The organism is Streptomyces sp. NPDC018000 (assembly GCF_044328025.1).
GTDB lineage: Bacteria > Actinomycetota > Actinomycetes > Streptomycetales > Streptomycetaceae > Streptomyces.
Genome location: NZ_JBIRGM010000006.1, coordinates 243,265 through 256,073, shown reverse-complemented (window position 1 = coordinate 256,073; position 12,809 = coordinate 243,265). Strand labels below are relative to the sequence as shown.

Below are 12,809 nucleotides of genomic sequence, written 5' to 3'. Positions count from 1 at the left end.
GTCGCCGGAATGCATGCCCGCCGACGGTCGGTTCAGCCTACGACGAGTGCTCGGCGGCCAACTCGGGAGGGAGGGAGACAATTCGGACACAGGCATCGATCATCGTCTGCTCCACCTCATCCAGAGTTCGGCCCTCCGCCGCGGACTTGGCGCATGCCAGTGCCGCGGTCTGAACGGTCAGTGCACGGGCCGGGACGTCCAGTTCGGGCCAGGGATCGCCCTCGGCGCGCACGGCGGGGCCGCCGGCTGCCCGGTAGGCGTCCAGGAAACGGAGCCAGACCTCGGGAGGCAGCAGCCCGGCCGCGTACCAGGCGGCGGGGCGGGCGAGGTCCCATGCGGGGTCGCCGAGGCCGGCGTCGTCGACGTCGATGAGCAGCCAGGGGCCGTGCGGGGCGGGGTGGCGGACGAGCTGCCCGAGGTGCAGATCGCCATGGCACAGGAAGCGGGAGCGGTGCCGGGGCGCGGCGGCTTCGTCGCGGGCCCAGGCGGGCAGACGGTGCCACGCTTCGAGTACAGGGGCGGTGGCCGGGTCGCCGGGCCGGGCGGCGCGCATCCGGGCAACGGCGAGCGAAGCCTTTGCGGGGCCGCGCATGGGCGGGAGCGCGAGGGCGGGCGGGGCCGGGGTCAGATGGAGCCTGGCCAGCAGAACGGCGGCCTCTTCCCAGGGGGCGGCGTCGGGGTCGCCGGGGTCGACGGGCTCGCCGTGGGGCCACAGGGTGACCGGGCGCCCCTGGAGGGCGGCGGAGGGCGTGGAGGGCTGGGGCTGCAGGGGGGTGAGGAGGATGCCGGTCAGGCGGGGGTCGTTCGCGAGGGTCAGGCGGGCCAGCAGGTCGGGGGTGCCCGTGCCAGGGGCGTGGGCCTTGGCGACGACGGGCCCGCTGCGGACCACTGTGCCGTCCGCGCGGTCGGCGAGCACCGCCGGTGGCGGGCAGGCACAGATGTCCTCGGGATGTGCGTGGGCGGCCCGGTGGGCGAGGGCGCCCAGCGAGCGTACGACTGCGGTGGTCACGGACTCCTCCGGTGGCGGACAGATGCAGGTGGCCCGATACACGCCGGGCCCGCCGATGAGCGTACGCGCGTCGCGAGGAGACCCCGGACAGCGCGATGTCCGGTCAGCTCCCCAGCTGACCGGACAAACGCTGCCGCCCGCCGTACCCCCGTCCCCACGGGGTTGTTGGCCGGATGTCCCGGTCCGGACCGCTCTTCCGGACCCGGGGCGCCGCTCAGCGCCCCAGCATCACGCCCACGGACGACGCCTGTGTGATCACTGCGTCCCAGCCGCCGAAGACGACTACGAGCAGGGCCGCCAGAGGAAGAACCATCGCCGTCGCCACCAGCGGGTGGCGCGTACCGGACGACGGGTGGCTGCCGAACGAGGCATCGGCCCTGCGTCCCCGTGTGCGGATCATGGTCCGCGCTGCCGTGTCCGCCATGGTTCCTCTCCTGACTGAATATGGAGCGGCGGGCGTCTGGCCTCGGGGGACGAGTGCTGCACCCGCCGCTTGAGGTCAACACTAGGGACGTGGACGTCGTACGACGTCATGCCCGCGTACCGAATGCCGGGCCTCCCGGAGGATGAGCCCCGGGTGGTCGATGTACTCCCCTGGGTGGAGAGCGGGCGTCTGATCCCGGGGTCATCCCGGAGGGGCTCGGTCGCGTACGCCCGCAGCCTCCGATGTATTCGGCCTCTGGCCCCCGGCCGCTCGGTGACCATCGAAGCGACCGCCGGCTCCTCGGTCCTCAGCGGGCCCGGCGGCTGCGCGGCGAAGCCGACGCCGGGCCCGGACACTCCGTACCTGGGCCGGTCGATCAGGACCACGCTGCACGTGACCGCTCCCCGAGGGAAGGGGAAGACGTCCCGCTGAGCGCATCCCGGTCCCCCGTCCGGACATTTCGTCCGGGCGGGGGACACTCGCGCGTCAGAACGGTTCGGGGCCCCTCCCCGGCCGTGACTTCACTCACTACCCCCTCCGCTTCTCGGCGACGGCCCCCCGGTGTGCCACCGGAGAAGTCCGCGTCGCGCCCGGTCCGGCATCCACGCCCTGCGGCCCGTCGTTTCCGCTCGTCCGTCAACCCCGCACCGTCGCAACGCCTTTGAGGCCCGGATCCGTCCGGCGCGGGAGCCGCTCGGGGCCCACGCACTGTCATGGACCGTGCCGCGCACCGACAATCGATCGGTGGGCGAGGGCGCGGCCTCTGAGCGCCCCGGGCGCCGGGTACGTAAGCTGTGCTTCATCAGGCGTACCAGGCAGCGGGGATGGGCAGACATGGCGATGATGCGGCTCCGGCGCGAGGACCCGCGTGTCGTCGGCTCGTTCAGGCTGCACCGGCGGCTCGGGGCGGGCGGCATGGGGGTCGTCTATCTCGGTTCGGACCGGCGGGGCCAGCGGGTGGCGCTGAAGGTGATCCGTCCGGATCTGGCGGAGGACCAGGAGTTCCGCTCGCGGTTCGCGCGCGAGGTGTCCGCCGCGCGACGGATCCGCGGTGGCTGTACGGCGCGTCTGGTTGCCGCAGATCTGGAGGCGGACCGCCCGTGGTTCGCCACGCAGTACGTCCCGGGGCCCTCACTGCACGACAAGGTGGCCGAGGAGGGCCCGCTGTCGGCGGCCGAGGTGGCCTCGATCGGGGCGGCGCTCTCCGAGGGCCTGGTGGCGGTGCACGAGGCCGGTGTCGTCCACCGTGACCTCAAGCCGTCGAACATCCTCCTCTCCCCCAAGGGCCCCCGGATCATCGACTTCGGGATCGCCTGGGCGACCGGGGCGAGCACGCTCACGCATGTAGGTACGGCGGTGGGCTCGCCGGGATTCCTGGCGCCGGAGCAGGTTCGCGGCGCGGCGGTGACGCCCGCGACGGACGTGTTCTCGCTCGGTGCCACGCTGGCGTACGCGGCGATGGCCGACTCGCCTTTCGGGCACGGCAGTTCCGAGGTGATGCTGTACCGCGTGGTGCATGAGGAACCGCAGTTGTACGACGTGCATGACGCGCTCGCACCACTGGTGAGCGCCTGCCTGGCGAAGGACCCGGAGGAGCGGCCGAGCACGCTTCAACTCTCCATGCGGCTCAAGGAGATCGCGGCGCGGGAGGCGCAGGGTCTGCACGAGAGCCGTCCGCCCGCTCAGCGTTCGGCACAGGAGCTGGACCGGCCGACCGGTCGTATCGACGGCCCGTACACCGAGCAGCAGACCCGGCGTACGGCCCCCCCGGCACCCCGTCAGCAGAGGACGAAGCAACCTCGAAGCAGTCGGCAGGCCGCGTCGTCGCGGGCAGGGTCGTCGCGGGCAGGGTCGCCGCGCACCGGTGGTTCGCGCCCTCAGCAGCATCAGCCGCCGCGCAACACCACGCGCTCCGGCAGGCGCCCGCAGGGCACGAACGGGGCGAACGGCCGACCGGGCACTCGGCCCGGGGCCCGTAAGACTTCGGCGGGGCGGCGTCCCGCCAATCCGCGGCTGCTGCGGCAGCGTCTCGTCGTCTTCGTCGTGGTGACGCTGCTGGCGGCACTGGGCATCGCGGCGGCACAGGGCTGCCAGGGGCCGGCCCGCGGGCTGGGCACGAGCGAGAGCCGGACGCAGTCCCAGGGCCAGCTCCAGAACCAGACGCAGGGCCGGACCCCGGACCAGGGCCCGCAGTCTCAGTAGGCGGTCAGTTCTGCGGGCGGCCCGATGCCACCGCGTAGAACGCGACCGCGGCGGCCGCTCCCACGTTCAGCGAGTCGACTCCGTGCGCCATCGGGATGCGCACCCATTCGTCGGCGGCGACCAGGGCCTGGGTGGACAGTCCGTCGCCCTCGGCACCGAGCATGAGCGCCACCTTGTCCATCCGGTGCGGTGCCGCCTCGTCGATGCTGCCGGCCTTTTCGTCCGGGGTCAGCGCGAGGAGTTTGAAGCCCGCTTCCCGTACGGTCTCCAGGCCCTTGGGCCAGGTGTCGAGACGGGCGTACGGGACGGAGAAGACCGCACCCATCGAGACCTTGACGGAACGCCGGTAGAGCGGGTCGGCGCAGTCCGGGGAGAGCAGTACGGCGTCCATGCCGAGGGCGGCGGCGCTGCGGAAGATCGCCCCGATGTTGGTGTGGTCGTTGACGGCCTCCATGACGACCACCCGGCGGGTCGTCGCCAGCAGTTCGTCTGCCGTCGGCAGCGGTTTGCGCTGCATCGAGGCGAGGGCCCCGCGGTGGACGTGGTATCCGGTGACACGTTCGGCGAGCTCGGGGCTGACCGCGTACACCGGGGCCGGGACCTCGTCGATGACGTCGCGCATCAGATCGACCCACTTCGCCGAGAGCAGCATCGACCGCATCTCGTACCCGGCATGCCTGGCGCGTCTGATCACCTTCTCGCCCTCGGCGATGAAGAGGCCTTCGGCGGGCTCTCGCCTGCGTCGGAGTTCGACATCGGTGAGTCCGGTGTAGTCGCGCAGACGGGGGTCGTCGGGGTCGTCGACGGTGATGAGATCAGCCACGGGTTCGATACTGCCTTGTCCGGTGTGTGGTGCCAACGGCTTGGGAGAAGATCCGCTACCGCTGGTTACTCGGCGGGGTGCGGGCGGCGCTCGCGCCGGCTGTTCGGCAGGGAAGGAGCGGCGCTCGCGCCGACAGCGACGACGTCGCCGATGACGATGACGGCCGGGGGACGTACGTCTTCGGCAACGGCCCGTTCGGCGACGGTCGCAAGCGTTGCGTCGACCCGGCGCTGGGCTGCCATGGTGCCCTCCTGGACGAGGGCGACCGGGGTCTCGGGGGCCTTGCCGTGGGCAATGAGAGTGCGGGCGATGGCGCCGATCTTGTCGACGGCCATCAGGAGCACAAGCGTGCCGCGCAGCTTGGCGAGAGCCGGCCAGTCGACCAGCGAGCGCTCGTCGTCGGGGGCTACATGACCGCTCACGACGGTGAACTCATGCGCCACGCCGCGATGGGTGACGGGAATTCCGGCCGCGCCGGGCACGGAGATCGAGCTGGAGATGCCGGGGACGACGGTGCAGGCGATGCCTTCGGCCGCGAGCGCCTGGGCCTCCTCCATGCCACGGCCGAAGACGAACGGGTCGCCGCCCTTGAGCCGTACGACGGCTTTGCCCGCCTTGGCGTGCTCGATGAGCGCCTGGTTGATCGCTTCCTGGGCCATGTAGCGGCCGTACGGGATCTTCGCGGCGTCGATCACCTCGACGTGCGGCGGGAGTTCGTCGAGCAGATCGCGCGGGCCGAGGCGGTCTGCGATGACGACGTCGGCCTCGGCGAGGAGGCGGCGGCCTCGCACCGTGATCAGGTCCGGGTCGCCGGGGCCGCCGCCGACCAGCGCGACACCGGGTGTCCGGGTGCGGTGGTGGGGTGCGGCGAGGGTGCCGTCGCGCAGGCCCTCGACGACGGCGTCGCGGACGGCGGCACAGTGGCGCGGGTCACGGCCGTGGGTGTCAGTGGTGAGGACGGCGACGGTCACGCCCTCGCTGCGGCCGGTGGCCGGGGTCCAGGCAGTGGCGGCGTCGGCGTTGTCGCTGCGGACGCACCAGGTGCGGGTGCGCTCGGCCTCGGCGGAGGCGGCGTCGTTCGCCGAGGTGTCGTCGGACACGATGAGGGCGTACCAGGTGTCGGCCAGGTCACCGTCGGCGTACGGGCGGCGCTCCCAGCGGATCTCACCGGCGTCGGCCATCGCCTCGACGGACGGGGTCGCGGCCGGCGACACGAGGACGATGTCGGCACCTGCCGCGATGAGCGCGGGGAGGCGGCGCTGGGCGACCTGGCCGCCGCCGACCACGACGACTCGGCGGCCGCTGAGACGCAGTCCGACGGGGTACGCAGGGTGATCGGCGTGATCTGCGTGCTCGGCCATGGCGGGTGCTGGCTCCTCATGCAGGGGACGGAATGCGGCGGTGGAGCGGCTGTGACGTGCGGGTTCGTGGGACGGGGTCCACGATACGGGTTGGGGTGCCCGGGTGGTGCGGTGCAGTAGGGGCGCCTGCGGCGGGCCTGTTCCCCGGCCCGTCCTTCCCGTGACCGGGGGCTCCGCCACTGGGCCCCGCCCCTCGAACGACGGAGGGGCTGGGGTCCGGAGGAGGGACTACTTCTCCGTGACGCCTGCCGAGTCGAACGTCGCCACCTCATGCATCGCCCGCGCCGCACTCTGCACGATCGGCAGCGCCAGCAGAGCACCCGTGCCTTCGCCGAGGCGGAGGTCGAGGTCGACCAGCGGGCGCAGGCCCAGCTTGTTGAGTGCGGCGACATGGCCGGGCTCGGCGCTGCGGTGGCCGGCGATGCAGGCGGCGAGGGCCTCGGGGGCGATCGCCCGGGCGACGAGGGCCGCGGCGCCCGCGCTCACGCCGTCGAGGATGACGGGCGTACGCAGCGAGGCACCTCCCAGCAGGAAGCCGGCCATCGCCGCGTGTTCGAGGCCGCCGACCGATGCCAGGACACCGATCGGGTCGGTCGGGTCGGGCTGGTGGAGTTCGAGGGCCCGGCGGACCACATCGACCTTGCGGGCGTGCATCTCGTCGTTGATGCCGGTACCGCGACCGGTCACCTCGGCCGGGTCCAGGCCCGTGTACACGCAGATCAGTGCGGCCGACGCGGTGGTGTTCGCGATGCCCATCTCGCCGATGAGCAGGCCCTTGTTGCCTGCCGCGACCAGATCGCGGGCGGTCTCGATGCCGACCTCGACGGCCGCGAGGACCTCTTCGCGGGTGAGGGCCGGGCCGGTCGTGAAGTCGGCCGTTCCGGCACGCACCTTGCGGGGAAGAAGGCCGGGCGTCGCGGGCAGTTCCATGGCCACGCCGACATCGACCACGCACACCTCGGCACCGACCTGGGCCGCGAACGCGTTGCAGACCGCGCCGCCGCCGAGGAAGTTGGCGACCATCTGGCCGGTGACCTCCTGGGGCCACGCGGTGACGCCCTGGGCGTGCACCCCGTGGTCCCCCGCGAAGATCGCGACGCCCGCGGGCTCAGGGATCGGCGGCGGGCACATCCGGGAGAGTCCCGACAGCTGCGCGGAGATGATCTCCAGCATGCCGAGCGCACCAGCGGGCTTGGTCATCCGCTTCTGGCGTTCCCACGCCTCGCCAAGCGCCTTGGCGTCCAGCGGACGGATGTTGGAGATGGTCTCCTGCAGCAGGTCGTGCGGTTCCTCGCCGGGCAGGGCGCGGCGACCGTACGTCTCCTCGTGGACGACCCAGGACAGCGGGCGGCGCTTGGACCAGCCTGCCTGCATCAGCTCGGGCTCCTCGGGGAACTCGTCGACGTAACCGACACAGAGGTACGCGACGACTTCGAGGTGCTCGGGCAGGCCGAGGGCGCGGACCATCTCGCGCTCGTCGAAGAAGCTGACCCAGCCGACGCCGAGGCCTTCGGCGCGGGCGGCGAGCCACAGGTTCTCGACGGCGAGCGCCGAGGAGTACGGGGCCATCTGCGGTTGGGTGTGCCGGCCGAGGGTGTGGCGGCCGCCGCGGGTGGGGTCGGCGGTGACGACGATGTTGACCGGGGTGTCGAGGATGGCCTCGATCTTCAGTTCCTTGAACTGCTTGGCCCGGCCCTTGGGAAGCGACTTGGCGTACTCCTCGCGTTGGCGCTGTGCCAGTTCGAGCATGGAACGACGGGTCTCCGCCGAGCGGATGACGACGAAGTCCCAGGGCTGCGAGTGGCCGACGCTGGGCGCAGTGTGCGCGGCTTCGAGGACGCGGAGCAGTACCTCGTGCGGAATTGGATCGCTGCGGAAGCCGTTGCGGATGTCGCGCCGCTCGCGCATGACCCGGAGCACTGCCTCGCGCTCTGCGTCGTCGTAGCCCGGGGCCGGCGCGGAGGCGGGAGCCTCGGTCTCGTCGGACTCGGATGCCTCGGGGGCTTCCGCTTCCTCGGCGTGTGGCTGGAGCTGAGGCTCAGGCTGGAGCTGAGGCTCGGGCTGGACCTCGGTCCGTGCGGGCTCCACAGGCGCGGTCCCCGTGGCCTCTGGAGTCTTCGTGGGGGACGTGACGTCCGGGGTCTCGATGACTTCCGGGCCCGCTTCGGGCTCCGGCTCAGCCGCCGTCAGAACCTCGGCCTCGGCCTCGGGGACGGGGGTGGGGCTGGGGCTGGGGACAGAGGCGGGGACCGGCTCAGGAGTTTCGGCGGGCGCGACGTTCTCGACGGGCTCAGCGGCCTCGACCGCTTGAGCGGACTCGGCGGCCTCGGGCTGGGCGGGCTGGACCGGCGCCATCACGAACGCCACGCGCTCGGGCTCGGGCTCGGGCTCTGATTCCACGGCCTGCTCGACGACGGGCGCCGGGGCCATGTGCGGGGTCGTCGGCACCGAACCCTCCACAGGCACGAACTGGCCCACGGGTGCGGCTTCCGCGACGTCCTCCGGTGCGACGGCCGCAACTTCGGCAGGCACCTCTGCTTCTGCTTCTGCTTCTGCTTCTGCTTCTGCTTCTGCTTCTGCCGAAACGTCTACCGGAACCTCGACGGGCGTCCCGACAGCGGCCGGTACCTCATCGGCCTCGGGAGCGCTCACGGCTTCCGGCACCACGACCGGAGCGACCTGCACCGGCTGCACCGGCTGTGCTGCCTGATGTACCGCCGGTTCCGGGTCGGCGACCGGCTCCGGCACGACCGTTTCCGCCGCCGCCGGAGGAACAACCGGCTGCGGCGCCTCGGCCGCCCACGGGCTCCCGCTCTGCGGCAGGGCCTCACCGAGCTGCGGGCCCGGCAGCGCGGCCGCCTCGTCAACCGGCGTCTCGAGGTGCTCGGGCCCGGTGGCCGGCGGCCCGGCGTGCCGTGCGGGGGCCTGGGGCTGGGCCTGCGCCTGGGGCGCGCCCGCGGGGCCGCGGTCGGCCAGCGAGCGGACCACGCCACCGGTCGGCGTTCCGCCGTAGGACGGGCCGCCGTCTGCCACGACCGGTCCGCGATGCAGCGGTCGGCGCGCCGGGGCCTGGGTCTGCGCCGCCGTGGCCGGAGCGGGAGCCGGGGTGGCCGGAGCGGGAGCCGGGGTGGGCGACGGGATGCGTACGTCCGTCAGGTCCACCGAACCGGAGTCGCGACCACCGGACTCGTGCGTCCCCCGGCCGGACTCGGGCTGGGTCTCGGCCACCGGCTGCTGTGCGGCGTACGCCTCCTCGACCTGTGCCTGAACGGGTTCCTGCACCTGGACCTGCACGGGCCCCTGGGGCTGCGCGGGAGTCTCGCCGGCCGACTGGGAGCGGACCGCCTGTGGTGAGGGCTGGGCCTGGTGGGCGCCCTGTTCGGGCAGCAGTGCCTGCGCGGCGACACCCGCGGGGTACTGACCGGGGGCCGGTACCGTCTGCGGGTCGCCCCAGGCGCCCTGGGGGCTCGGCATCAGCAGGAGATCGTCGTCCTCGGACACATGCTCGGAGGGAGCGAGGTAGGTGTAGGCATCCGGGGCGGCGATGCCCGGCTGCTCCACCATCCCTGCGTTCTCCGGCAGTCCCTCACCCGGGATCTGGCCGGTGTCACTCATGCGTACCCCTCGCCCATCGTCAGTGCTCCTTCGGCCCTTCGCCCGGGACGCCCGACCACGGCACGCCGGCGCTCGTCAACAAGAACGAGCGGGCGCGCCGCGCGGCACGAAACGGTCACGGACATACTGCATTCTCGCGGCCGTTCGCCGCCGCGGCAGCTCATTTCGCCACGGCCCGCTGTGGACTGCGCCACGTCGCGCATCCCCCGGTTCTGCCGTACCACAACAGGGGCCAAAACGGTCCCCTTTTCCAGACATTGACGAACGAAACGACGAACGTCCAGCCGCGGTGCAACGATCGGCCAGCCTACCTCGCGCTGTACGCCGACCGGGTCACGGGGCGAGGTCCGAACGCAGCGCCGAGAGCAGGAACACGACCGAGCGTTCGCTCTCCGACCATGCGACCGTGTCGAGTTCGACGGACTGGAGGAGCGAACATCGGACGGTGTACCCGTTCCCGGTGAGTGCTGCGCCGAGTGCCTCGGCCTCGTCGCGCGTCGACGCATGGGTCACGATGCGCTCCGGCCGGCGCTCGGTGACGGCGGTGACGACGGGGACTCCCCCGCCTCCGATCCGTACGACATCGGGCTCCGGCAGCCGTTCCAGCACATGGGGTGCCCTGCCCTCGACGACCTGGAGCTGGACTCCGAAGAACCGGGCCGACGCCGCGGTGCGGGCGCAGGCCGCCGGGTCGCTGTCGACGGCCAGGACCGCCGCCCCGAAGCGGGCGGCCTCCACCGCCAGGGCCCCGCTGCCGGAGCCGATGTCCCACAGGAGGTCTCCGGTACGGGGGCCCAGGAGGGCCAGTTGGGCGGCGCGCAGCCCCGGGGACTCGCCCTCGCCGCTCTCGTCCCCGGCGTCCGCGGCGCCGCCCGGATACGCCTGAGAGGGCAGTGCCCAGCCGCGTACACCACGGGGGTAGGCGGGGTGACGGCCGGCGATCCAGGCGCCGGTGGCCTGCGGTTCGGGGCCGCCGCCGATGACGATCACCACGTTGGGGTCGCGCCAGACATGGTCGGCGGCCTTCTCGGAGGTGACGACGCTGACCTGTTCGCGTGCGGTGCCGAGTTCCTCGCAGATGACGAAGGTGCGGTGGACGCCTTCGAGGAGCAGGGCGAGTTCGACGGGTCCCGCGCCGGGCGAGGTGAGGACGGCGACCTTGTGGTGGGCGCGGCAGACGTTGACGGCGCGGCGCAGGGTGCGGGGGTGGGCGACGACGATCTGGGCGTCCTCCCACGGCATCCCGGCGCGTGCGAAGGCGGTGGCGACGGAGGACACGGCGGGCACCACTTCGACTTCGAGGCCGTGTTCGGGCGCGCGGAGATTGCGTACGACTCCGAAGAAACCGGGGTCTCCGTCGGCGAGGACCACGGCGCTGCCGCGGTGTCCGGCGATCCGGCGGGCGGCCAGGTCGATGGAGCCCAGGCGGATCCGTTCGGCGTGCACCGGAACTTCGGGCAGTGCGAGGTGGTGGGCGGCTCCGGCGACGAGTGTGGCGGCCGAGAGCGCGGCTGTGGCCGCTGCGGTCAGTGGTGAGCCGTCCCAGCCGATCACGGTGACCCGATCGGCCATCTGTCGTCAGTCTCCTGGAGTTGTCGCAGGTGGAAATGCCCGTGAAGGGCGGGCAGGGTGAGAGTACCCGCTCCGTACCAATCCGGCGCGAGGCCCCCTTCAGGGGTCAGTTCCAGTCGTTGTAGGCGCCGTAGCCGCCCGCGTCGGCGAGCTGCTCGGCAACGCCTTCGAGGTCCTCGGGAAGCAGACCCCAGACGATCAGGTCGGTCCTGATGTCGGTCCAGCCTCCGTCTGTGCCGTTCTCGGTACGGGTGCGCGCTATGCGGGCGTTGCGCAGGACGCCCTCGCTGATGCAGCCGAGCTTCTGGGCGACCTGCTGGGAAGCGGTGTTGTCGGCGGCGGTGCGCAGTTCGATGCGCTCGAAGCCCTGGTCGCGGAAGAGCCACTGGGCCATCGCCAGTACGGACTCGGTGGCGTATCCCTCGCCGCGTGCCCAGGGAGCGGTGATGTAGGCGGCCTCGGTGGCGAGGGTGCGCCAGTCGGTGTTGTGCAGGCGGACCGAGCCGACGAGTCGCTGGGTGAGGAATTCGGTGACGGCGAAGACGATGCCGTCGCCCGTGGTGCGCTGTGCGGGAGCGATCCTGCGGACCCAGCGTTCGGCGTCGACCTGGGTGTAGGGGTGAGGGGCGTCGGTCCAGGCGGTGACGAGTTCGTCGTTCATCATCTCGATGTACGCGGGAACGTCCACCATGTCGAAGGGGCGCAGCACCAACCGATCCGTGCTGATGGAGATGTCCGGAAAGGTGGAAGTCATGCGCAGCTCCATGCCGAAGACCGTGTAAAGGCACAGCATGCAGCATCGGGCGGGCGTTGCGCATGGGCGGGTCCGTCCCGACGGAGCCCCGCGCCCCCCTGATGGGGTGCGCGGGGTCCGTCGGACGGATTCCGTGCAGGTGTCAGGACTTGGCGGCGGTACCGGAGGCCGGGATGACCGAGCCCTGGTAGGTGTCCTCGATGAACTTCTTGACCTCGTCGGAGTGGAGGAGCTTCACGAGCTTCTGGACGCGGGGGTCGTTCTCGTTGCCCTTCTTCACGGCGATGATGTTGGCGTACGGGTTGCCGTCGGCCTTCTCCAGCGCCAGGGCGTCCTTGGAGGGCTTGAGCTCGGCCTCGATGGCGTAGTTGCCGTTGATGACGGCGGCGTCGACATCGTTCAGGGCGCGGGGCACGGTTGCGGCCTCCAGCTCCTTGAACTCCAGGCCCTTCTTGTCGGTGATGTCGCTCAGCTTGGCGTCGGTGCCGACACCGGCCTTGAGGGTGATCAGGCCGTTCTCGGCGAGCAGCTGGAGGGCGCGGCCCTCGTTCGTGGTGTCGTTGGGCACCGCGATCGTCTGGCCGGGCTTGATGTCGCCGATGGACTTGACCTTCTTGGAGTAGAGGCCGAGGGGCTCCAGGTGGACGGTGCCGACGGAGACGAGGTGGGTGTTGTTCTTCTTGTTGAAGTCGTCGAGGTAGGGCTGGTGCTGGAAGAAGTTGGCGTCGACCTGGGCGGTCTCGGTGGCGGTGTTCGGCAGGACGTAGTCCGTGAACTCCTTGACCTCCAGCTTGAGGCCCTCCTTCGCCGCCAGGTTCTTCTCGACGAAGTTCAGGATGTCGGCGTGCGGCGTCGGGGACGCGGCGACGACGAGCGCCTTGGAGGTGTCGGCCTCGGCGCCGGTCTTGCTCTTGGACGCCGGGTCGGACGACGTGCCGCAGGCGGTGAGGCCGAAAGCGAGGGCGGCGGTAGCGGCGGCAGCTGCGGTGATCTTGATGTTCTTACGCACGAAAAGTGCCTCTTTCTGGTGGTGAGGTGGTGCGCCCGGA

The 12,809-nt window shown here is 71.8% G+C and carries 9 protein-coding genes; 1 reads left to right on the top strand and 8 read right to left on the bottom strand.

All coding sequences use genetic code 11. From position 1 onward, the window contains the following. Positions 1-37 precede the first annotated feature (37 nt). Positions 38-1,009, bottom strand: a complete 972-nt coding sequence (locus ACH4EW_RS17165; RefSeq protein WP_398257444.1) for an aminoglycoside phosphotransferase family protein — start codon at positions 1,007-1,009, stop codon at positions 38-40. Between the two features lie 214 nt (positions 1,010-1,223). Further along, the gene (locus tag ACH4EW_RS17160; protein WP_398257442.1) at positions 1,224-1,433 is read right to left on the bottom strand and encodes a hypothetical protein; all 210 of its coding nucleotides are present in this window, start codon (positions 1,431-1,433) and stop codon (positions 1,224-1,226) included. A gap of 834 nt (positions 1,434-2,267) precedes the next feature. Here ACH4EW_RS17160 and ACH4EW_RS17155 point away from each other — a divergent pair. Beyond that, a complete protein-coding gene (locus ACH4EW_RS17155) occupies positions 2,268-3,635 on the top strand; it encodes a protein kinase (RefSeq protein WP_398257439.1) in 1,368 nt (455 codons plus the stop codon). 4 nt (positions 3,636-3,639) lie between these two features. Here the strand turns inward: ACH4EW_RS17155 and ACH4EW_RS17150 are convergent, their stop codons facing one another. The 6 genes from ACH4EW_RS17150 to ACH4EW_RS17125 form a co-directional block, all read right to left on the bottom strand. After that, positions 3,640-4,458: a TrmH family RNA methyltransferase gene (locus ACH4EW_RS17150; protein WP_398257437.1), complete on the bottom strand. Its 819-nt coding sequence runs from the start codon at positions 4,456-4,458 to the stop codon at positions 3,640-3,642. A 65-nt stretch (positions 4,459-4,523) separates the two neighbouring features. Then, positions 4,524-5,819, bottom strand: a complete 1,296-nt coding sequence (gene cobA / locus ACH4EW_RS17145) for a uroporphyrinogen-III C-methyltransferase (RefSeq protein ID WP_398257434.1) — start codon at positions 5,817-5,819, stop codon at positions 4,524-4,526. 228 nt (positions 5,820-6,047) lie between these two features. After that, positions 6,048-9,434 carry a nicotinate-nucleotide--dimethylbenzimidazole phosphoribosyltransferase gene (gene cobT, locus ACH4EW_RS17140; RefSeq protein WP_398257431.1) on the bottom strand — a complete coding sequence of 1,129 codons (3,387 nt, stop codon included), beginning with the start codon at positions 9,432-9,434 and terminating at the stop codon, positions 6,048-6,050. A 333-nt stretch (positions 9,435-9,767) separates the two neighbouring features. Further along, a complete protein-coding gene (gene cbiE / locus ACH4EW_RS17135) occupies positions 9,768-11,006 on the bottom strand; it encodes a precorrin-6y C5,15-methyltransferase (decarboxylating) subunit CbiE (RefSeq protein WP_398257428.1) in 1,239 nt (412 codons plus the stop codon). A 106-nt stretch (positions 11,007-11,112) separates the two neighbouring features. After that, complete coding sequence (locus ACH4EW_RS17130) at positions 11,113-11,799, bottom strand: GNAT family N-acetyltransferase (RefSeq protein WP_398257425.1); 687 nt, start codon at positions 11,797-11,799, stop codon at positions 11,113-11,115. Between the two features lie 103 nt (positions 11,800-11,902). Next, positions 11,903-12,769 (bottom strand): MetQ/NlpA family ABC transporter substrate-binding protein, encoded by an 867-nt coding sequence (locus tag ACH4EW_RS17125; protein WP_398257422.1) that lies wholly within the window; start codon positions 12,767-12,769, stop codon positions 11,903-11,905. Between the last annotated feature and the right edge of the window lie 40 nt (positions 12,770-12,809).

Coding starts and splice junctions, on each gene's coding strand:
- ACH4EW_RS17155 (WP_398257439.1), top strand. CDS start 2,268: ATGGCGATGATGCGGCTCCGGCGCGAGGACCCGCGTGTCGTCGGCTCG.
- ACH4EW_RS17130 (WP_398257425.1), bottom strand. CDS start 11,799: ATGCTGTGCCTTTACACGGTCTTCGGCATGGAGCTGCGCATGACTTCC.
- ACH4EW_RS17160 (WP_398257442.1), bottom strand. CDS start 1,433: ATGGCGGACACGGCAGCGCGGACCATGATCCGCACACGGGGACGCAGG.
- cobT (WP_398257431.1), bottom strand. CDS start 9,434: ATGAGTGACACCGGCCAGATCCCGGGTGAGGGACTGCCGGAGAACGCA.
- cobA (WP_398257434.1), bottom strand. CDS start 5,819: ATGGCCGAGCACGCAGATCACGCCGATCACCCTGCGTACCCCGTCGGA.
- cbiE (WP_398257428.1), bottom strand. CDS start 11,006: ATGGCCGATCGGGTCACCGTGATCGGCTGGGACGGCTCACCACTGACC.